The sequence below is a fragment of the Sulfurisphaera tokodaii str. 7 genome (assembly GCF_000011205.1).
Classification (GTDB): Archaea; Thermoproteota; Thermoprotei_A; order Sulfolobales; family Sulfolobaceae; genus Sulfurisphaera; species Sulfurisphaera tokodaii.
The window spans coordinates 1,977,921-1,999,162 of the sequence record NC_003106.2 but is presented as its reverse complement, the minus strand read 5'-3'; the positions used below and the strand labels follow the sequence as shown (position 1 = coordinate 1,999,162).

Annotated in this window: 18 protein-coding genes; 6 read left to right on the top strand and 12 right to left on the bottom strand. The window is 32.6% G+C overall.

Features of this window, described 5'->3' with window-relative positions:
- Window positions 1–380 precede the first annotated feature (380 nt).
- Entirely contained in the window at window positions 381–1,982 is a 1,602-nt protein-coding gene (locus tag STK_RS11005) for a hypothetical protein (protein ID WP_010980055.1), read from the bottom strand.
- A 384-nt stretch (window positions 1,983–2,366) separates the two neighbouring features.
- Between STK_RS11005 and STK_RS11000 the strand changes: the two genes are divergently transcribed.
- Window positions 2,367–2,711, top strand: coding sequence for a hypothetical protein (locus STK_RS11000; protein WP_010980054.1), 345 nt, complete (start codon window positions 2,367–2,369; stop codon window positions 2,709–2,711).
- Here the strand turns inward: STK_RS11000 and STK_RS10995 are convergent.
- A complete protein-coding gene (locus STK_RS10995; RefSeq protein ID WP_010980053.1) occupies window positions 2,688–3,956 on the bottom strand; it encodes an HD domain-containing protein in 1,269 nt (422 codons plus the stop codon). The two genes, STK_RS11000 and STK_RS10995, sit on opposite strands and share 24 nt — an antisense overlap.
- A 1,110-nt stretch (window positions 3,957–5,066) precedes the next feature.
- Between STK_RS10995 and STK_RS10990 the strand changes: the two genes are divergently transcribed.
- Complete coding sequence (locus STK_RS10990) at window positions 5,067–5,717, top strand: IS6 family transposase (protein ID WP_052847005.1); 651 nt, start codon at window positions 5,067–5,069, stop codon at window positions 5,715–5,717.
- A gap of 195 nt (window positions 5,718–5,912) precedes the next feature.
- Here STK_RS10990 and cmr3 read toward each other — a convergent pair whose 3' ends face one another.
- The 7 genes from cmr3 to STK_RS10955 form a co-directional block, all read right to left on the bottom strand.
- Entirely contained in the window at window positions 5,913–6,812 is a 900-nt protein-coding gene (gene cmr3, locus STK_RS10985; RefSeq protein WP_232616475.1) for a type III-B CRISPR module-associated protein Cmr3, read from the bottom strand.
- Window positions 6,805–9,792 (bottom strand): type III-B CRISPR-associated protein Cas10/Cmr2, encoded by a 2,988-nt coding sequence (cas10, locus tag STK_RS10980; protein WP_052846691.1) that lies wholly within the window; start codon window positions 9,790–9,792, stop codon window positions 6,805–6,807. Before cas10 ends, cmr3 begins: the two co-directional genes overlap by 8 nt.
- 1 nt (window position 9,793) lies before the next feature.
- Window positions 9,794–10,684: a type III-B CRISPR module RAMP protein Cmr6 gene (gene cmr6 / locus STK_RS10975; protein ID WP_010980049.1), complete on the bottom strand. Its 891-nt coding sequence runs from the start codon at window positions 10,682–10,684 to the stop codon at window positions 9,794–9,796.
- Window positions 10,685–12,118, bottom strand: coding sequence for a type III-B CRISPR module RAMP protein Cmr1 (gene cmr1, locus STK_RS10970; RefSeq protein WP_010980048.1), 1,434 nt, complete (start codon window positions 12,116–12,118; stop codon window positions 10,685–10,687).
- Window positions 12,111–12,602, bottom strand: a complete 492-nt coding sequence (gene cmr5, locus STK_RS10965) for a type III-B CRISPR module-associated protein Cmr5 (protein WP_010980047.1) — start codon at window positions 12,600–12,602, stop codon at window positions 12,111–12,113. The genes cmr1 and cmr5 overlap by 8 nt, the downstream gene beginning before the upstream one ends.
- On the bottom strand, window positions 12,595–13,449 hold the full coding sequence (cmr4, locus tag STK_RS10960) for a type III-B CRISPR module RAMP protein Cmr4 (RefSeq protein ID WP_010980046.1): 855 nt from the start codon (window positions 13,447–13,449) through the stop codon (window positions 12,595–12,597). The genes cmr5 and cmr4 overlap by 8 nt, the downstream gene beginning before the upstream one ends.
- 330 nt (window positions 13,450–13,779) lie before the next feature.
- Entirely contained in the window at window positions 13,780–14,562 is a 783-nt protein-coding gene (locus STK_RS10955; protein ID WP_052846689.1) for a hypothetical protein, read from the bottom strand.
- A 677-nt stretch (window positions 14,563–15,239) separates the two neighbouring features.
- Between STK_RS10955 and STK_RS10950 the strand changes: the two genes are divergently transcribed.
- Complete coding sequence (locus tag STK_RS10950) at window positions 15,240–15,440, top strand: hypothetical protein (RefSeq protein ID WP_052846687.1); 201 nt, start codon at window positions 15,240–15,242, stop codon at window positions 15,438–15,440.
- Window positions 15,441–15,708: 268 nt separating this feature from the next.
- Here the strand turns inward: STK_RS10950 and STK_RS10945 are convergent, their stop codons facing one another.
- The 3 genes from STK_RS10945 to STK_RS10935 are packed head-to-tail and all read right to left on the bottom strand — an operon-like array spanning window position 15,709 to window position 18,524.
- Window positions 15,709–16,671, bottom strand: a complete 963-nt coding sequence (locus tag STK_RS10945) for a dTDP-glucose 4,6-dehydratase (RefSeq protein ID WP_010980043.1) — start codon at window positions 16,669–16,671, stop codon at window positions 15,709–15,711.
- Complete coding sequence (locus STK_RS10940) at window positions 16,668–17,702, bottom strand: glucose-1-phosphate thymidylyltransferase (protein ID WP_010980042.1); 1,035 nt, start codon at window positions 17,700–17,702, stop codon at window positions 16,668–16,670. Before STK_RS10940 ends, STK_RS10945 begins: the two co-directional genes overlap by 4 nt.
- Window positions 17,703–18,524, bottom strand: coding sequence for an SDR family oxidoreductase (locus tag STK_RS10935; protein WP_010980041.1), 822 nt, complete (start codon window positions 18,522–18,524; stop codon window positions 17,703–17,705).
- A gap of 270 nt (window positions 18,525–18,794) precedes the next feature.
- On the opposite strand from STK_RS10935, the gene rfbC reads away from it, so the two are divergent.
- From rfbC to STK_RS10920, 3 genes are all read left to right on the top strand, one after another.
- Window positions 18,795–19,325 (top strand): dTDP-4-dehydrorhamnose 3,5-epimerase, encoded by a 531-nt coding sequence (gene rfbC / locus STK_RS10930; RefSeq protein WP_010980040.1) that lies wholly within the window; start codon window positions 18,795–18,797, stop codon window positions 19,323–19,325.
- 263 nt (window positions 19,326–19,588) lie between these two features.
- A complete protein-coding gene (locus STK_RS10925) occupies window positions 19,589–20,371 on the top strand; it encodes a glycosyltransferase family 2 protein (RefSeq protein ID WP_010980039.1) in 783 nt (260 codons plus the stop codon).
- Between the two features lie 136 nt (window positions 20,372–20,507).
- Window positions 20,508–21,242 carry an FkbM family methyltransferase gene (locus STK_RS10920; RefSeq protein ID WP_010980038.1) on the top strand — a complete coding sequence of 245 codons (735 nt, stop codon included), beginning with the start codon at window positions 20,508–20,510 and terminating at the stop codon, window positions 21,240–21,242.

Genomic DNA, 21,242 nt, shown 5'->3' with positions numbered 1-21,242 from the left:
GTACAAATGTAACGATTTTCCTATAAGTACTATAATGAAAATATTTGTAATGGGATAAGTTCTAAGATGAAGTTCTTGTACACCTTATCTAACATAGAAAATTTTAGCTAACCAGTAATATATATTTCTTGTGAGATTCTTGGTGAATCTTATAATTTCTATTTATTTTTAATAGAGTAATTTTTAGTTATAAAAAGATACTAAGTAATATTAATAGCAGTTATTCTACTTTAACGTAACTTAAAATTTTTCATCAAACCTATAAGTATCCAAGGGTGGAGAAGTTGACGTCAAGGATTTCGACGTGGAAGACGCACTGGACTCGTTATCCCCGTAGGTCTATTAGAGGTGGTAGCATGTAGTGCCTACTATGAAAGGCGTTATACTATCCAGGGTATTAAGAGAAACATTGAGAACGTAGTTAGTATTATCAGCGATAACAAATACTTACCATATAAGTCTCCTATCTCTCTTTCAATTAAAATAGTAGGCAATTCTAATACTACTAAAATAGCAAATTCCATTTCTAAGTAAATGTTAGCTATTCTACTTAATTGAGATATGGATGTAATATTGATCAAAGCATATAATATAAATCCTAAGATAACTAAAGCATATAAAGTGATAAAATATATAAAGTTGCGAGAAAATTTTAGCACATCTGTGATAAATTCTCCTAAACTTTTAATACGCACGTATTTAAATCTTAAAAATATTACGTATCCCATGAAACTCCCTATAGCAAATGAGAGAGGTACGAGCAAAGGTAAAAAGTTATCATAAACGATACGCATAACATCAACTGCTAACTCTTGTAAAAACAGTCCGTATACTATCATACTAAGAAAGCTAAATAAATATTCCCAGAATATCTTACCCTTTATTTTAAACTCATGAAGTATATAAATTAGATGATGTAAATTATCACTATAATTACATATAAACTTAAAATTTATCCCAGAAATAGAAGAAATTTCTCCATTCTCCATTTCGTGATCAGTTATAACAGTTAACGACAAGTTATCTATTTGTAAATTTGTAACTTCTCTCTCTAAAGTAATAGATCTGGTTGACACTATAGTACCGTTATACTCTGTGTCGAGCAAAGATATTGAGCCCCCCTTTACATTCATGATAATAAAATATCCATGTGGAGGACGAATTAGAACTTCAGTCGCTATTCCATTAATTAAAGGGACTGCAGCAATATATGATTCCGCATCCACATTTATTTGCTTACTTAATATAATTGTTCTACGTTCCTCTGGTTTTAATGTATTTCCTAGATCTATTATTATATAATTATGTTTCGTAATATTTGAAGGTAAAACATCACTAAGTTCATAAAATGTCAAATAATTTAGTCTATTTCCCTTTTCGTCTGTAACTTGCAATCCAATTATACTACTTGAGAAGTGTAGTGATAAATTTTGGGGATTATCTCCCTTTTTCTTCCTATGAGATTTAATGCTTATTCCTATAATATCCAAAAACGAAGGAGTTAAGATGACATATCTTATTGGTATGTTCATTTTATTTACAATAGTATATTCAACAGCTTTTTCTGCATTGTATAAGTTTTTATAATTTTCAATTAATTTAATTTTATCTATTTTATAAAGATTTTTGAAATAAATTTTTACTTTAGAAATTTTTACTGAAGAATTATTATATTCTATACCATTTAGCCTAATATATCCTATCTTAGGGTCGTCAGATTTCGTGATATCTATGACTATTTCCATCGGTAAGTTAGATGTGTCAACTTGAGAAACTTTTCGAACCACACTCCTTTTTGGTCTAATTATGATATCGTCATCTATTATTAGCTCGTCTATCTGAATAGATAATTGATCAGAAGTATTTACGTCAATTACTACATTTAGTGTATTCCCATTTTCCTCTAATTCTATTTCTTTAATAATTATCCTTATGTTGCCAATTTTAATTGGATAATTAGTGCGAAAATTAATTTTTGCCATTGGTTATATCTAATATCATATCTAAAAACTATCGTAAATAAATTAAAATAACTTTAGGCATACGTCTTTAGCATGAATGATTACTCTTAAATAACCAAAGTAAGAATAGGGCAAATATTTATGAAATCTCACAATTATTTTAAAAGAATATACAGTTTACGAGAAGAGAACAGGCCTTTAGAACTTGTAGTTATAATCTAAAATAGATAAGATTCTTTTCCCCTTCTTCCTATTTAGGGCATTCCCTTCCAACTAACTCCTTTTTAAAAACTTTTGACTTTTAGTACTAGGTAATAGATAATCAGCTTTTACTTTCGGATTACTCTCTCTATAGTGGTTTATAGGGATTAGTGAATAAAAATAGACTATACAAGCTATTCATATATGTTATCATTAGATAAGTGGGAAATATCTGGCTATATAAATTGCTTAAAACAACATTATTCTGATTATAAATTAGTATCATCAATGGCATTTTTAATAGCTGCTGCAAAAGGCAATGTTCTCTATTACTTCGCTCCAGACACTGACGGAGTTATTTATAGTGGAAAAATAGAAGATGTAAAGGGTGAATGTGATGTCTATGTTAAAAAATTTTCTTTGTACAGTCACGAGATTATAAAGACTTTAAGCTTGAAGCTCTGGAATTACTATGCTAATAAGAAAGTTGAGTTCACTAATGAAGAGAAAAAGTTACTTGATGATCTAGGAATTAGCCTTGAAAGCTAATCGTATACCAAAGGTATCATTAAAATATTTTAAAATATCATTTTTACTAACCTCATCATAAGCTCCAACATAAATTCTGTATCTTTCAGGAATTTTTGTTAACCCACCTTCCTCAGATAATGGATTATTATAACTCTCTTTAAGCATTTTTCTCTCAATGAATATATTACCTATCTCGGTCGTTAATTCTGATTTACCTATTACAATCTTACCGTAATAATTAAGAACAGTATCATAGAGGTTCCTCTTACTTTTTTCATTTGATGATATTATCTTAAATAAATTTTTAGCTTGATCACCTTCGACTACCGCTCTCATGTACTTTTTTCTTTTAACTAGGGATTCGTAAAAATGTGAAAACCTATTATCATTTTTAACTTTTAAGAGGGCTAAATATATTTTTTCATCTGTAAATTCCGCAAATTCCTCTAAGTTACTAGGGATATCAAGAAGCGAAGAGTTTATCGCGAAAGCAATAAAATACGCCATTATTCTATTATAAATCTCTATGACGGGGTGATTATAAACAGAACTATACATGTGAAACCTTGCTAAAAAGAAGTGCTCTAAATCATCAATTGCTTTAGGCGGAAATACATAACCATCTGTGGTTATTTTCATCGTGATTAACAACCTTTCTGGATCTATTATTCCAAACTTAGCTCCAGAATAGTACGAATCCCTTTGCAGATAGTCTAGCCTATCAGCGTCTAGTTCAGAGTTTACTATTAATTTAGCTATCTTCACTAAAGGATCATTTATTTCTTTTATGTCTTTAGATGAGTATGCATTACTCATCAGATCTGCCAGTTCTGTTTTTCTTATCGACCTAAGTATATTAATTCCCATCATCTCATGAAGTTTATATTCCATGTCTCTAAACCCGGTAAGCTTGATGATACTATTGTAAATGTTTTTATTCAGATATTCTAAGATTTCCATAGCGAATTCAAAAGTATGAGAGAAAGGGAAATGACCTATATCGTGGTAAAGGGCAAGTTCTTTGATAAGTTCTTTTTTATCAATTATCTCTTTTTCAGAGGCTTGAACGTTTTCCACCATTTTTGATGCTATATAATAAGTTCCGAGAGAGTGTTCAAACCTTGAGTGTCTCATGGACGGAAATACCATATAAGCCATACCGTTCTGTATGACATGTCTTAATCTCTGAAAATACATGTTGTCGATAAGGGAATCATCTATTTTTATATTCCCGTGTATTGGATCCTTAATAAACTTCTCCATGAATTTCCTATATTGAAAAAATGGTAAATATAAATTTTTCAGTGAATGCTTCAAAACTAATGCTAAGCATTACCTTTATTCTCTAGTAATAATTCATCATGTATCAATCAAGTTTATAGTATAACCTCCCCTTTTTCTCATTCCATAATTATTTTAGGATATTTAATTATACATAACAAACTATAATGAATTCGCAAATAATCTTGAATTGTCCATAGAGTCATGTTAGTTATTTATACTTCTATGAATTTTTGACATACAGTAATGTGTTATACTTTCTTAGTTTTAAAGGGCAAGACTTTCTCTTAAAAGTACGCAAGGTTTCTATGAAATTTGAAGAATCATTGTTTCCCTTTAAACTATTAGCTATCTTTGTCACTTAACAAAATTATATACAAATGATACCACTGAGCATTTTATTCTATATCAAACAGTACTAACTAGGATCCCTTACTATAATCTTTAAAAGACTTAGAAGCTTCTAACTTTTTATTCAGACAAATAGAAATCTCAAAGACCCACGAACCTCATATTCATAATACATGTTACCCCTCTAATAAACCTGGGTTTGCAAACATGGTAGTTGCAAAGGTCTAGTTTTACCTTAATTAAAAAGTGTGCTAAACAATCGAGGCAACGAGGTATGCTTTATACCCATAAATACTATTTACCCTTCACATTTACTATGAAAAAACACTATAATGTGATTCTTATCGTTACTAACGTATTTTATATTATATCTCTGACGAGATAGTAACTGAAAATAAATAGAAACAGAAAGATTTTTAAATACCTCTATAGAATCAGATTTGGGAGCGGGGAATGATGAGACCAGGCTCTCTGAAGCTTGATGAATGGGTTCACATCTGACCCCGCTCCCCCTAAATTACTATTTTCTCCTTTAGAATTAAAGCTTTTTTATTTAAGACTGTGACATTTGAGTGTGGACAACAATTTTGTTAATTCAAAATAAATTATATGAACTGTTCGTGTTTAATTGATAGAATATGACGTAATACCTTTTTAGGGTGAGCACGGGAGTATTACTTGGGTGAGATTACGGGAACTAGGTGGAGTGTTCCCGTGCTCACCCAAGTTATTCTAATCCTAATGGAGTATATTAATCTTGAGCCTAGGTTTTATTCTAGTGAGGTAGTAGCTTTGGCTTTGGCTAGTTATCTCTCTGGTTTGTCTTCTTGGAGGACTTGTTTGCCTCATTCTACTTTGTTGTATTACTTGAGGAGGTTGAGCTGTGTTAGGTGTGTGGTGCCGGTTAGTGGTTTTTATGTGGTGGATGAGACTAAAATTATGGTGATTAGGGGGCAGTATTATTATGTGTGGATTGTGAGGGATGTGAAGACGGGTGCGATACCCTTCTTCATGGTGACGAGTTCGAGGAGTGGGTTGCACGTACTAATAGTCTTGACGAAGAATGTGGAAAAGGAGGCTGAGAAGGTGCTCAAAACGAGGATAGACAAGGTAGTATACATACACGATGGGGCAACAGTCTATAACGCATTCACTTGGCTAAACGTGGAACACAAGAGGGTAACGTTCAACGAGAGGGACTACGCAGAACAAGGGTTCAGGAGCTTAAAACATAGAATATCCTCAATGGATTTTCACTTCCCGTGGAACACTAATAGGTTCACGCTTACTAGGTGGTTATCGGTGTTCTTCCTAGCTTATAATGCGCTTTACGCTCCAGTATATTTTCCAGATAGGGGAGTGATAATAAATGTAAATATTTCAAATGAATGAAATTGTTGTCCACACTCTAAGAATAGGAGTAAATGTTCATTAAAATTATAGAATATAATGATTTCCTTGTAAATGCTAACTGGGATATCTTATTGTGTTATTTGAATGCTAGTTAATATTTTCCAGCAGTTTAGGCTAGTATTATATCTATAAAACTGCGTTAAAAGTAAAATGGAAATATCATCATTAAAAGTTTTATTTGGTAAAAATCCTAACATAACTACCATATCCTATACTATAATATTCGTTAATCGGAATAGAATTTATTACTATACTACCTTCAAGGATAGCCTTTACTATTTCTTTTCTTCTATTATTTTTGAGGTCAAATCCCATACCTATGATGCTGAATTCTCCTATAAATCTTGTAGCAGATTCTACTGGAAGTGGAGAAAGTAAAACTCCCGGTTTGCTATCTTCAAATTTGTCACAACTAAAAGCTTCATCATCAAGTATATGCAATTTAACTAGTCTTCCTTCACCACCAAACGTTGATATCTTACCGTCTAAAGCACTTTTTATCTCTTTTGAATCACCATTTACAATAACGTAGATACTTGCATTTATTGAAACGTAGTTAGCCACATAAAGCATACCTTCTTTGGTAACTTTTCTACTTCTATCAAGTCCTATTCCTAGTCTGGGCTGTATAGCTATAATATCTGTCCAATCTTGACTCATAAGCTTACTTATCTTAGTGTCTATCTTGTCATAGTCTTCTCCTTTATCCTCATAAAATGAAATTATATCAGATATCTTATCCGAAATGCATTTAGATAATTCTTTTAAAGGGGCCTTTAAAAACGTGAATACACTTCCTATTCTTAACGGGACATAACCATAATTATCTTTAACAATTAAAGGGCCGCAAATATCACTTATAGGCTTAATGTTTTGCTTAATATCATCTAACCAATAATCCTTGTTCGAACCTTTATAGAGTAGTGATGCTAACATTCCAGCAATAGTTGAAGGTCTTGGAACTAATAAGGATTTTGCATAAGAAGCTGGACCTTTAGTTTCTATGTCAAATTCTCCAGAAGACCGCAACATTAAAGGTTCTAAAGGCTTAATAACCAGAGTTAATTTACTCAATTTTTTCAGCCCCTAATATAATGCTTAGAGCTTTAAATAAATTATAAGTTAAGGGTTCAGATGTTTCTCCATTTATGATCGAAATCTTAAGGATATCTTGATAATTTACAAAGCTTAGTGAGAAGGATTTATCTATCTTATTTTTATCGACCAAATAATCTAAATATTTTACTAATATTTCACTTTCTAGCTCTCTGCTTTTAAGAATTGTATCTGCTAACGCATCATAGATCAGACTCTTAGACAATTTCTTTTGCCTAATAGCATCATAGAGAATACGTAATAACTCTAGGCTTTTACCTAAGTTATCGAGATATCTTTTTATGGAATTATCATTATTCTCTTCATATGGTCTTATAAGTGATAAAGGGATAAAACTGACAGAATTTCTATATTTAAATATTACAATATCCTTTTTGTACTTATCATATTTTACTCTCTCTTTCCCTTCTTCTAATAAGTTATAAGACTCTTCAAGAGCTAACTGAAGAGGATATTTGACGTGGGAGAAGTATAGTATATAACTACGTCCAACTAGTGGTAGTTGACTAAAGTACGAATTGTTAATCTTAATAAAGCCTTTATAGCTTGAGGCATCCTCAATGCCAGCTACTATTTTGCGACTGTTCTCAACAAACTGTAAGGCGTTTTCTACTGGAAGTATTGCGAGTAAATCATCACCACCAGCATACACTACAAATCCTCCTAAAGCGTTTACAAGCTGAATTTCCTTAAGGAGAATTCTATTAAGCATACTACTAATACTTACATGCCATGATGGAAACAATAGAAGTCTATCACGATCTACGTTTTTATTGAGAAAGTCTTTCAGATCACTGATTATTCTTTCTATATCGTTATCATTAATCTCAATTTCAGCAGTTACAGCGGCATTTTTTATTAACTCTTTTGCTTGATTTATATCTTCTTTAAGAACATCATTAATCACTTCTTGATATAGACCTTTTGCAGCATTTCGTAAGTACCTTGTAATAGCGTTTTTGACTTTACTCTCATTTTCTCTTTCACCTCCGTAAAAACTTGAGTCTATAATTCCAGCTAGATATGGAGTCACTTTTCCTTCAAGCAAGTCACCTAAGTAATCAGTATCAGCCCTTACAAGAGCATAATAAGGCGATACATCTTTCCATCCCTTTTCTTCTGGGTTTTCTCTTAATAGACCTCTTTTCTCAATAGGGTAGGTTTCATAATACTTCCAAAGAGATATAGTGTTTTCTTTATCTGGATTTATTATATTATCTTCTTTAAGTTTTTCAAATTTTTTGTAAAATGCCACATGGCTGACAGAGGGTATAAAAACATCTTTCTCTTCAAAACTTCTTAAGTCCTCACTGGTTATGAGTACTCTGAGGAATTCCGGTCTTACTCCTATAGCACGTTTTATTAAACACCAAGGACAAAGCTTTTCTCCAGGAGATAGTATAGCCTTGAGAGCTTCGATTTGATCATCGTTAAACTGCTTTCCAGTGTGCTCTTCTACGAATTTTTTATACTCATTTTCGTCCTTTGGTAGAATAAGCATTGCAGGAAGGACTCCGCAAATACTACAGTATTCAAATCCTCTTTTAGTCTCACCGATTGAATCAATATAATAATTATAGTTTGAAAGTTGAGTGTGAGGAGATACTTTAGAAAGTTTCTTTCTCTTAAAGTTTGAGACTAGCTCTCTATATCTATTATCAAACTCTTCATAATTCGACACTTCGTTTTCTTTTTTTAAAGTAATTACTCGTAATTGCACAGGAGGAATCTTGACGGCGTTTTTTACACTCTCTTTCTCTATGACTTTATTAAATAATGCCCAGAAGGGATTATCAGTATGAGATAGTGCATACGTAATTAGATGATCAATAAGTCTACCCCAGCCCTCATTAAACCTAGTAATTACATATTTTTCAATACATGATATATCCGATTTTTTGAGACCTAGTTCTCTACTAACGTATTTTACTCCAAGCAATATTAGTGTAGCTCTAGCGGGGATAATAGGATATGGTGGTATTCCAAGTTTTTTGTAGGTCTCATCACCGTTAAATATATATGTTGTAATATAGTTTACAATCTCTTTAATTAATTCGTCTTTCTCTTTATTTTTGAGATATTTATGATAAATATAAGTTGCGAAGAACGGATTAAACCTCAAAGACGGAAATAACACAGAATCTGCTCCAAATTTTTCAACGAAACTAATTAAGACATACCAGATTAGAGCCGATACTAGATAACTTGATGCCCATAAATCTCTGAGCTTTCTGGACTTGTTAATATAGTCCGCAACACCCACTATATCTAAGCCTAAAAGAAGATCTGTTGATCCTAAGAACCAGTTTATTATTGAGGCAGTAGCATATAAATGATCAAAGATTGAGTGAGTAGGAACTCTAGTGTCTGCAGGACCTACAGTGTAACCTTTAGCAACCCAAAGAAATTCGTAAAAGAAATAGAAGACGTTATAAGTTTCTATGCTAACGCCAGTTAAACCTAGCTTTTTAAATACCTCTGACAGATAATTAAAGAATTCCTTAATATCCTTACCAGAGGGGTCATGATAAGCGTCACTAGGAATAGCAGATAAGTTCACTTCTAACTCTGGTGCTAGAAAATTTTTCATTACAATCTCCTTAAAATTCGCAAACATTGCTTGTTGTTTTCTTCCTCGTTCTTGGTATATCAAAGTGGTTAAATACCTATCAAACTTACTAGCTAGACTATCAGCATCAGATACTTTACTATTACAGCCCTTCTCTTTTTTACTATAAATCTTTGAGCTTATCTCATCTAATTCATTTTTTCCTAAAAAATCTAGATGAGATATTAATGTTTTTGCCACTTTTACGTGGCTAATTCTTTTTTCCTCATTAAAAGCATTAAGGCTAAATATAAACGGTTTATTAGGAGGATCATGTAATAATGCTGCAAATTTCTCTTTAATTATTTCACTCATGGGTTTGAGACTCATTTTACTCACCGTAAGTCCAGTCTATGTAAACTACTGTAAACAAGGAATAACCTAGAGACGTCTTACTACCTATACCCTCTTTTATCATTTTAATAATTAATTGCTCTAAAACTTTCCTTAAATATGTATCCAGATTTTTATAGTAAATGAAAAAATCAAAAGTTACTTTAGGTGCTATTACAAACCTAATGGAGGGTTTAGGCTGTACTCTTGACTCATCTTCAGCATTAACGTAGTGGGGCGTTATTATATCGGGTAAGAAAATACTCCCCTCTGCTTGTATGGGATATGAATCAGTTATCATCAAAATCCCTTCAGATTCTTCACTACCGAATAATTTATCCGCTAATTTCTCATCATCTGTCATACTTCTTAACAACCCTTTAATTTCTGATGCTGGGATATAAGGTACATTTAAATAAGGATCAAATGAGATACCGTTCTCAAAGATCGTATATCCGAAATTAGTTGAGACACCAACAAGTGTCTTTGATGAGGTCTTTATTCTAACTTCAATAAACTTATAGTTCATTTCACGCAATGCCGATTTAATCTCTTCCATCATCTTATTTACAATTTCAAAACCTGGATTATACATAATCGAAAGTAATTCAGCTATATGTCTCTTCTTGGTATCATATATTTCTTCTATCTTATAGGTCTCGTAATTATTCTGATTATTATCCTTAAACTTTATATAGCTTTTATAAATCTCAGAAATAGGCAAGTCTCGTAGTTGGTCTATTTTATGTTCACTGTACATTCTCAGCATGCTAACTAGTATGCCCTCAAGTTGTAGTAATGAATAAAGATTTGTCTTTCCGAGTCGATTTTTATTATTTGGTGAAAAATAATTTTTATCAATCATATTAAGAATTTTATACAAATCCATTTATGTCACATCCTCCGAAATTTTAATTTTATTAATAAATTCATTTATTTTATTTTTATATTTATCAATCAGTCGTTTTTTATTTTTATCATATTTATCCAGAAAATATTGTAATAAATAATATTTACCTTGTATTTCAAGAATTTTAAACCTGAAGAGTGACGGGGATCGGTGTTTGTTTGAACCTCTTGGGCTTCCAAATACCTCTTCTGCGAAATTTCTACCTCCAACATTACGCAACGAAGTGGCTTTACCCAGCATATTAATGGCCTTAATGGGTTCCTTGACTTGCTTAGCTAAGATATATCTTAATGAAGAATCAGAGAAGAAGAATATATCCTTATATTTATCCATTCTAATAGTCTTGGTTATCTCATCATTTAACATAGACATCGTTTCATTTATTAGTCTCCGAATAAATTCTGAAAGCTCCTTATCTCTAGATATTCTCTTAAAGTTATCAAACCTAGACTGTAAATCTCCACATAATTCCTTGTCTTTGCACTCTAGTGATAAAGGAGAAAGTGAGCCTAATCCTCTATTCGAAATTCTCCCGATTCCTCCCATTATTAAAAAGATAAGTAGAGAATAAAGTGCAAATCGCAGCTTTTCTTTATTAATTCTCTCCTTATCAACCTCAACAATAATACGAAACTTAATTTCTTTAGGAATTAAGAAGGCAGTAAGTATTTCCATGATTATATCTGCTAAGATTTCAGATTCTGTTGAGGTTATTTCATTGCTTACAATTACACCTTTATTATTGTATTTCAATAAATCTAGCATAATACGCGGAATCGAAAGAAAGTCAGATAATTTATCAAGACGCAAATACTTATCAAGTGTTTTATCTCTTAATTTTAATTCAATTTGATTGTTATTGAGGGTAGCTGTTAATTTTTTTGCGTTAAGATCTAGAGTTATATTAAGAGTATTATTTTCGGGGTTATTCTCTCTCTTAACTCTAATCACATGATTATTCTCAGTAATTTTAAAGATAGTGCTATTTCCAATATTAATGTTGATAGTAGGAATTATTATAGTGTCAGCTATGTTTAAATTCTGAGTGTTTTCAGATTTAACAGTAACTTTTCTATTTTCAAGAATTCTTATTATAAAATCCCAGATTGCTTTAAAAATAGTGATAAAGTTATCTTCAATTTCAATCCTGACTCTAATGGGAGATTTAAAGTTCGTGCTCCCAAAAAAATCTTCAAGCAATTTATTAAGGTCATTATATTTTGTTACACCATGCCGTTTTCTTTCAATCGCACTCTCAATTAGAATCCTAGTCCACCATTTCCAAAGCCCTTTAATCTCAGTAGACCTTATGGGCTCTTCATAACCAACTTTTAAGCTCACTGGATACTGGTTATATCCTCCAACAATGGGATATAATGCCTTAGCTTCAATATTCATTACTTCTTCATACATTTATCAACGCCTCTGCAAGCCTTTTCAGAGTAAGTAGGTAATCCTTCATCAGCAAAGTAACAATAGACGAGTTAGAATATAGATTATTTAAGAGATGCATCAGTGCATTTGCACTTTGAGTAACATTATTCTTAGGGCATAGTTCATCAAGGTTAATTTCTTTTAAGAACTTTTCCTTTAGTTCTTCATTAGTAAGGAAATAGAGAATCAATGCTGAATATACTGTATAAGAAGTTTCAGTACTTCTGAGATTACCTATTTTAATGTCCGAACCACCATTATTTAGGTAATTCACAAATTTAACTAATGTGCAGAGATCGGATTTAGATAAATAGAAGAGAAAAGTGGGCACAAAACCACTATTTAGTGTTTCTTCTGGAAAGTCTCTACATCTACTTCTAAAGAGCTTAAGGGTTTCATTATCTTTAAGTTGCAATATAACTTTAGGAAAAATGCTAATAGCAAGCTTTACCCCCTCAACCATATGACCACCACATAAGTCTAACTATTCCTTTACCAATGGTCTCATGACCTCCAATAATAATATAATTAAGAAGTTTATCGTTAAACTTCTTGAATATTTCGTTAATATTCTTTTCTTTATCACTCCTTACTAAAATTATAGTGAAAAAGTATGTCCCGCGCGGTACATATTCTTCACTCCATAGCCCTCGTTCAGACGCAGTCTTCTTTTCTCTATCTATCCTTATCCTCCTAACCCTAATTAGAGACCTGTTAATTATATCCCTACCAGTATTGCCCCTAAATACCATAACACTCTTAATTTCTGGAGGAATTAAAATAGAATAACTCTTTTTTAGTTCATCGTCTTTTTTAAATTTAAAGTAGCTCTCGTTCACAATTAACTCTTTATCCCCATTACCAGCTAGGAAAAAGTCAACATTTTTCTCAGTATTCTGAGTTCTTAATAAATTACTTACAGCATCCAAATATGACTTAGCTGTCTCCAGAAGCTCTTCTGTAGTAGCATATGAGTAAACTCCTTCAAAGTCTTTAGAGATTGGAATTATTCTAACAGGGATAAGAAGAAGAACTGCATCTAGGATTACTACCTTCGATACTTCATCTGGGGTTGAATCTTTGCCGAATAGGATTTCTACGTTTTTCCTTTCTTCGGAATCTGAAATAGTATTAATAAGGTATGATTTTATCGCTCCCTTTAGGCTGGAGGCATAGATAGTAGGGTATCCAAGATGATCCCTCTGAAATGGTAAATCCACTTCTTCACTTACTGAGGATCCACTACCAACATGAGAATTTGTAACTGTAAATATATAAACCGGATACGCGTTACTGAAGTAACTATTCATTTCGTTAGTAAGTAAATAGACAATAAATATATATTCTTTATGCTTGAGCGAAGTACCTAATTGATGAATAATTAGCTACAGAATAGTAAACAAAAGGAAGCTTTTAATGAGTATAGTATTTTTGGAATGAGTTCACATATAGTCTTTTTCATAATACCTATGAGGTAAAATAGCTTAAGATGTTAAAATAAGCAAGTTACTCAAGTCAATCAGTGCATCTTTTGATGGTCAAAGCATTTACTATGAAAAGCACTATAAATACTATATAGAAGATAATAATCATTATACTATAGTTTATATGTTACTTAGAAAATAAGGTCTTCATAAATACTAGGGCTTAGCTTTCTCTGTGCTTTTATTCAAAATTTCTATGATTTTATTTATTATCTCTGCATAGTTGCCATTCTTAATCTCTTCTATAAAGTGGTACATTCCCTCTGGTACATAAAAATTCTTAGGATTACCTTTACATTCACCTACATATGCAGGTATTTTTTCTGAAGAATTGAAATTTTTATCGTAAAGTTTGTACAACGCCCTACCATTACCATCTAGTATTACATAAAAATCATAAAAATCTGGAATGTCCGGACACTTTATCACTATTATAGGATCATCTATATTTCTTCCCTTTTTACAATAGTTTTTACCGTTATTAATTAAGGTATTCTTTAAACTATTGTCCGATAATGCGTTAGCAGCTATTGTCTTAATTAAGCATGTGTTACAACTTTGTATTATAGCCTGACATTTCATCCAATTTATCTTTTGGCAATTACACGAGTTCTTTTCAGTGTAAGAATCTATATTAGTGGTTAGTATCAATTTTTTCAATGGTATTCCATCACCGTAATAGTTCCATTCGCACGTCTCTGCAGTTACCTCTCTTGCTATAAATTTTCTTTTGTATATTAAACTTAACCCATAAAAGAGATCGTAAATCTCTTTACATTTCTCAATTATGATATTATCGTTACTATTTTTTGCGGATTTACATTCATTTACTAGATTATCAATTTTGGGAAAGATAGAATTTGGAGTTAATGAGGATAGTTCATGATATATATAAGTCTTTATAACTTCTAATCTATTCTCTTGTGTTAAATGCCGCAAAACTTATCATGTATTAATTTTTAAAACATCTTAATAAATTTAGACTATGTTATTTACAACTTACTTCACTGCGTCTAATAATGAAAATAATTTCAAATTAATTATAATTATATTAGAATTACTCTTTTAAATTCTCTGGCTGATAATAAAAATCTTTAAAAGATCAAACTTCAATAACTTTACTTTATTATATTATCTAATAAATTTTACAACCAATTGAATTAAATTTTACTCCTAATACAATTTTCACAGAATTAATAAATTATTATCTACACTCACTCTTCCTAAATATTTAAATAAGTAGTTCATAAATATATTTATTCCTCCAAATAGCTAAAAATGAATTTGATAAGTAAGTCTAATGAGGAAAACAAATATATCCTATTTCTGGGCTATTGGAATACTAAGGAAAATGAACTTGAAGAAGTTATAGCGAAGTTAATGAATTGTGTAACACTGTTTCTAAGGCACAAAACCTTAAAATAACTAACTGGTCTTTTCCCACTTCTTTTGCGTATTTCTTGAATTTTTATCAAAATCAACGTAAAGCCTACTTTTTAAACCAACGCTTGAAATTAAGAGAAATTAATAAACATAAAAATTGGTAAAATTGAATATTCAAAAAAGCAATAAGTATGGAAAAAAAGATTTATAAGTTTTCAGTAAAGTGGCTGCATATGAATGCGCTAAAAGTTTTATTAAACATAATTTTTGTCTTAGCAGAATCTTTAATGAGCAAGAGAAAAATAATTGCATCATTACATGCAGTATATAACTTAGGTAATGCAGCATATGATATTTCTCAGAAGAACTTCTACGACCTAGCTATTGACGCTTTTGGTACTGCTACTTCACTATACATGTTAACGAAGGACTAGTAACACTTAATTCATTAAATGTGAACTTTTATTTACTCGGTTTCTAAGAATTAGACTGTGATAACTGACATTCACAAAAACTCCAGCGAAAGTTATCATCTTAAGGAGAAGTGACTTCTAGCCTTTTTATCAAACAGTGATAGAGAATCTATACTCTCCTCTACTAAAAGAAAAGGGAAGATGATGTAGTTTTTAGAAGTTTACCAAACTATTTAAGATATAAAATCAAAAACCTTTAGCTAAGAATTTATACTACTTTGTATTAGCATTATTTACTAACTTTTACTTTCCAAGGCTCATCTTCTACAAAGAACTTATCCTTTATCAATGGCTCCCACCACCACCTATTATTCAAATACCACTCAACAGTCCTCCTCAACCCCTCCCTTAACGGCGTAACCTCATACTTAAGCTTAGTAATCATACAATACCTCCTATCATGACCGGGCCTATCACTAACAAACTTAATTTTTACCTCCCTCCCCATGACCTCACCGATCATCTTAACAACGTCAAGCACACTATACCTCTGTCCTCCAGGAATATTATAAACTTCCCCTCTCCATTCCGCCATTTCTAAAATATCATAAATTATCCTAGCAGTATCCTCAACATAAATCCAATCCCTCTCAGCTCTCCCATCACCATAAATAGGGACATACTCCCCCATCAAAGTCCTAATTATCACCTTAGGAATAAGCTTTTCTGGGAACTGCCTAGGGCCGTAGTTGTTTGAAGGCCTTATAATTATAGCCTTAATCCCGTAAGTCCTAACATAAGCCTTAACGAATAAATCAGCAGAAGCCTTAGAAGCACTATAAGGTGAAGATGGTTTTAAAGGAGAATCCTCATCCCCACACTCCTCACCATAAACCTCATCAGTAGAAATATGAACATAATTAAAATCATATTTCCTAGCAGCTTCTAGTAGGTTCACTACTCCTATGACATTAGTAGTCACAAAATCCTGAGGCTTATAAATAGACCTATCCACATGAGTCTCAGCCGCAAAATTAACAACGACATTACTAGCAGACTCTTTTTCTTTCAAAATATTATGAATCTCCTCACTCCTAATGTCAGCCCTTACGAAATCATGATTAGTACCAATTAAGTTCTCCATCCTTCCGGCATAAGTAAGTAAATCAATCACAACCGGTTTAATTCCCCTCCTATTCACCTCTCTTACAAACGCAGAGCCTATGAAACCAGCACCACCAATAATTATCATAATATCACCGAAGAATTCTCACCTATTATTAGCCTCTGCCACCTATTTCCCTTCTCCACGACAGAATTGTTCCCTATTAACGAATCCATAAGTGAAACCCCCTTAATCCTTACATTATCCAAAATGACACTATACTCAACCTCACTATCAACAACTTGACTCGAATCCCCTATTGAAGTGAAAGGACCAACATAGGAATTCACTATCTTACTATCCCTACCTATATATACGGGACCCCTAATAACCGAGTTCTTTATCACAGTCCCCTTCTCCACTATAACCCTACCGTCTATAGTAGAATTGTCCACATCACCTTCAATCCTCCTCTCAGTATACCTATCTAATAAAAAAGAATTAGCCTCCAATATGTCCCTAGGTGTCCCAGTATCCTTCCACCACCCTTGGACTATTTCGTAATTAACCTCTTTACCTTCATCTATTAAGCCTTGTATAGCATCAGTTATCTCCAATTCCCCCCTCCAACTAGGTCTCAGACTCTCAATAACCTCAAAAATCTCGTCAGTAAATGCATAAACACCTACTAACGCTAAATCGGAAATAGGTTCCTTAGGCTTCTCTACCAACTTCACAACCTTATTTTCTTTTATTACAGCAACTCCGAAACGGTTAGGATTATCAACCTTAGCCAAAAGTATAGAAGCTGAGCCTTTAAACGACATAAACTTCCTCAGATCGTAAGGCACAAGATTGTCCCCTAAATAAACCAAAAACTTCTTAGATACTACATCCTTAACTTTATATACTGCGTCTGCCAAACCTCTTGCCTTACCTTGATAAACATAGGTAATATTTACCCCAAACTTACTACCATCACCATAATAGTCTACAACCCTCTTTGGGGTATTATCACCTAAAACTATCACTACGTCTCTAATTCCAGAATCCCTTATCTGTTCTAAAACCCACTGGGAAACAGGCTTTCCCGCTACTTTTATTAACTGTTTAGGGCCAGTGTGAGTTAAAGGCCTTAATCTAGTACCTTGACCTCCGTGTAAAATTACCGCCTCCATTCACACCACCATACCGTCTAGATCCAATGTGTAAAAATCTGTTGAAAGTATTTTCCTAGCCCTTGAAGAATCGAGAGAGGAATCGTAAGGCCTTTTAGCTATCCACCCCCTAACTTCATCAACTTCTTTAACTTCTCCCGGTAAATTAAACTTCTCCTTAATCTTTAAAGCTAATTCAAAACGTGAAATCCTCTCACCGGCAACGTGAATGATCCCAGTCTTTCTTAATTCTAAAAGTTCAAGTATTGCAGAAGCAAGTTTTCTTGCTGAGATAGGAGAGTAATAGCCCTTAAAAGCGAATACAGTCTTCCCTTCCTTAAGAGTTTTATAAACGTAAATTGGAAACCCCTTATTCCTAAAAATACCAGAAGTTCTGATTATTAAACTATCATCTTGTAGAGCAAATGTTTCCCCTAAAAGCTTGCTTAAACCGTAATAATTTATGGGATTAGGTATATCTTCTTCTTTATAGTTACCTTTTTCTCCGTCAAACACGTAATCGGTACTGATGTGGACTATGTAGGAATCTATTACTTTTCCCGCTCTAACTATGTGTCTAACTGCCTCAGCGTTTATTTTATATGCCTTCTCCTTCTCTATTTCGCATTTGTCTACGTCAGTCATTGCTGCTGCATTAATTATTACGTCTGGTCTTTTCTTTATTATGAAGTCCTCTAGTCGCGGGAAATCGGTAAGGTCGAGTTTGTAACCTCCTTGAATTTCTGAAGAATTGTAGACTTTTATTACTTCATGTCTTTCTGAGAGTAAGCGTGAGAGTTCTATGCCTAACTGTCCCGATGCACCAGTTATTAGTGTTCGCATTAAGTATAATTTTCTATGTAGAATATAAAGCTTTTATAAATCAGCTAGGTGATTACGTATTTACTGCATTTTGAAATTTCTCGATATACGAGAGTTAAAAAATTAAGGTAAAGAGTATGCTATTACTATAGGTCAGCTATGTCAATAAATGGTTCGTTGTTACTTTAGTTTCTTTACATATGTTAAGTTCCTGTTTTTACATAGTCGTACTTTGACTCTGAGTAAAAGTGTACATATAGTTCTTTTTATATGCTACTGTAATATAATTTTATGCCTTTTGAATTCGAAAATCTGGGAATGGGTATTATCCTCATAAAGCCAAAAGTCTTCCCAGATAAAAGGGGTTTCTTCCTCGAGGTATTTAAATCCGAGGACTTCACTAAAATGAGGATTCCTAATGTTATACAAACTAATATGTCATTCTCTCGTAAGGGAGTAGTTAGAGGTCTGCACTATCAGAGAACTCCTAAAGAACAAGGTAAAATAATATTTGTTCCTAAAGGTAGGATATTGGACGTTGCTGTAGATGTAAGAAAATCGTCGCCTACTTTTGGAAAATATGTTAAAGCTGAACTTAATGAGGAAAATCATTATATGTTATGGATACCTCCGGGATTTGCTCATGGGTTTCAAGCATTAGAGGACTCAATTGTAATCTACTTTATAACTCATAATGAGTACTCTCCACCCCATGAGAGATGCATAAGTTACTCTTATATAGACTGGCCAATAAAGGAGGTCATAATAAGTGATAAGGATTTACAATGCCCATCATTAGAAAAGGCTGAAGTCTTTGATTAAGTTCCTTGAAAATATTAACTAATTTTTTAGTACTTGATGTTTTAAGAACACACTTCTAAATTATGAAATTTCTTCAGTCAGTTGACTCTTATCGTCTATCTTCAAAGAGAGAATTAATCGATATAATGATCTTCTAATAAATGTAATATTTACGTATTCATCTTGAAGAACTATCTAATTTTAAGGAATAATAAAAACTAGTCTGTAAATCACACTTTATTTCCTAAACGTAGAGTTTTTAAAGCATAGTTCTCTAATTAATAATGATATCAATAGAAATTCCAGTACTGCACGGAAAATACCTAAAGCAGCTCTTTGAGTCATTAAGAAATCAATCTTTTCAAGATTTCGAGGTCATCATAGTAAATTCCTCATCTGACGAGAATGTCTCAGACCTTATACGTCAATATGGGTTTAAAGAGATAAAAGAAAAGGTAAAGCTTCTTAAAGCTAGATACTTAGCTCATCGTAACTCTAGGGGAGAGTATGAACTCCTGCTAGATGAAACCAGAGTTTTAAGGAAGGACGCGTTAGCTATCCTCTCCTTATTAAATCATGATATGATAATAATAGGGGAGGAAGAGATTGGGAACTCCTTCTGGATAAGACTTGCTAACCTTGATAAGGAGAATATAATGGAATGTAATATTCCTGAGGCTATAAAAGGTTTCGCATTACCTAGGCTTTTCAGAAGAGAAATTCTAGAAAAGACATTTAAGGTTCTAAGAGAAAATCTAAAGGAAAAGTTTAACGAGATAATTTTCCCAGATCATGAACTAATCTATTATGAAGCCAGTAAGATAAGCGAAGACGTTTTTGTGCTTAAGGATAAGTTGATAATGCATTACGGTGATGCTAGGCTTTTAGATATTATAAAGAAATACCACAGATACGGAAATAGTGTGAAAGTGTTAAAGGGAACTCCTTATACCAACTTGACACAAATTTCGAGAAAGAAGAGGAATATCTGTAAAGGGAATAAATTCCTCCTCTACTTGCTTTATATAACTAGGGGAATTCCCTTTATGCTCGGATATCTATTTTAATAGGTTCCGCGGAGAAATTGCTGGTTTAGTAATGAAATATTTAATTAAGACTTAATGTGTTATTCTTTGAACTTGCTAAATACCTGTAACAGAAACGTCCTCAATATTTATAAGAGCTCATGAGGAATTAACAAAGATGGAGTTTATTCCTCCTAAAAGAATGCTAGAACTTATTAAACACTACAGCACGACTTTCAAGAACTGGTATTCAGTAATGCTTGGTATTTATCTTCATAGAGAGAGAATAAAGTGTACTTTAAGAAATGGACAGACTTTATATCTTACACCTAATGAAGCAGTTCTATTAGCGGGGCTAAGAATAATAGAGCTCGACTGCAATACGGTGAAATTCTCGTTTAACGGTAGAGAAATTACATTAAGAGGATGGAGATTAAGTGACCCTGGGGACTCTTTCTCTGACTACTGGAGAATAAACGTCAAGGGAAAAAGAGTTCTGGACATAGGGGCTGGAGTAGGAGATTCTTCTATCTATTTTTCAACCATGGGTGCTAAAGAAGTTGTTGCTGTTGAAATAGATAAAAAGAAAATCGAGCTAATGAGGGAGAACTTAAGGACAAACGGAATTAACAACGTTATCGTAGTAGATAAGGGAGTTGGCACTGTTGATAACGAAAATTTCATCAGCTGGGAAAGATTAATAAAAGATTATGGTCCTTTTGATGATGCTAAGATAGACTGTGATGGCTGCGAGAGACTTATTTCTCCCTTTATAAAGGAGATACCAGAACTACTCATAGAATGGGATAGTGACTATAAGGACGTTGTAAAAAATTTATCTAAAAACGGTTATAAGATAAGGGTAGAGCATACGTTAAAGAACCTAGGATTTATATATGCTAAGAGGGAATGA

Bases quoted from the DNA above. Each gene is read 5' to 3' on its own strand.
- cmr6 (WP_010980049.1), bottom strand. From the start codon at position 10,684: ATGGATTTGTATAAAATTCTTAATATGATTGATAAAAATTATTTTTCA.
- cmr4 (WP_010980046.1), bottom strand. From the start codon at position 13,449: ATGAATAGTTACTTCAGTAACGCGTATCCGGTTTATATATTTACAGTT.
- STK_RS10920 (WP_010980038.1), top strand. From the start codon at position 20,508: ATGGAGTTTATTCCTCCTAAAAGAATGCTAGAACTTATTAAACACTAC.
- STK_RS10935 (WP_010980041.1), bottom strand. From the start codon at position 18,524: ATGCGAACACTAATAACTGGTGCATCGGGACAGTTAGGCATAGAACTC.
- STK_RS11000 (WP_010980054.1), top strand. From the start codon at position 2,367: ATGTTATCATTAGATAAGTGGGAAATATCTGGCTATATAAATTGCTTA.
- cmr1 (WP_010980048.1), bottom strand. From the start codon at position 12,118: ATGTATGAAGAAGTAATGAATATTGAAGCTAAGGCATTATATCCCATT.
- STK_RS10950 (WP_052846687.1), top strand. From the start codon at position 15,240: ATGAATGCGCTAAAAGTTTTATTAAACATAATTTTTGTCTTAGCAGAA.
- STK_RS10945 (WP_010980043.1), bottom strand. From the start codon at position 16,671: ATGATAATTATTGGTGGTGCTGGTTTCATAGGCTCTGCGTTTGTAAGA.
- cmr5 (WP_010980047.1), bottom strand. From the start codon at position 12,602: ATGGTTGAGGGGGTAAAGCTTGCTATTAGCATTTTTCCTAAAGTTATA.
- STK_RS10995 (WP_010980053.1), bottom strand. From the start codon at position 3,956: ATGGAGAAGTTTATTAAGGATCCAATACACGGGAATATAAAAATAGAT.
- STK_RS10940 (WP_010980042.1), bottom strand. From the start codon at position 17,702: ATGGAGGCGGTAATTTTACACGGAGGTCAAGGTACTAGATTAAGGCCT.
- cas10 (WP_052846691.1), bottom strand. From the start codon at position 9,792: ATGAGTCTCAAACCCATGAGTGAAATAATTAAAGAGAAATTTGCAGCA.
- STK_RS10990 (WP_052847005.1), top strand. From the start codon at position 5,067: ATGGAGTATATTAATCTTGAGCCTAGGTTTTATTCTAGTGAGGTAGTA.
- STK_RS10925 (WP_010980039.1), top strand. From the start codon at position 19,589: ATGATATCAATAGAAATTCCAGTACTGCACGGAAAATACCTAAAGCAG.
- rfbC (WP_010980040.1), top strand. From the start codon at position 18,795: ATGCCTTTTGAATTCGAAAATCTGGGAATGGGTATTATCCTCATAAAG.
- STK_RS11005 (WP_010980055.1), bottom strand. From the start codon at position 1,982: ATGGCAAAAATTAATTTTCGCACTAATTATCCAATTAAAATTGGCAAC.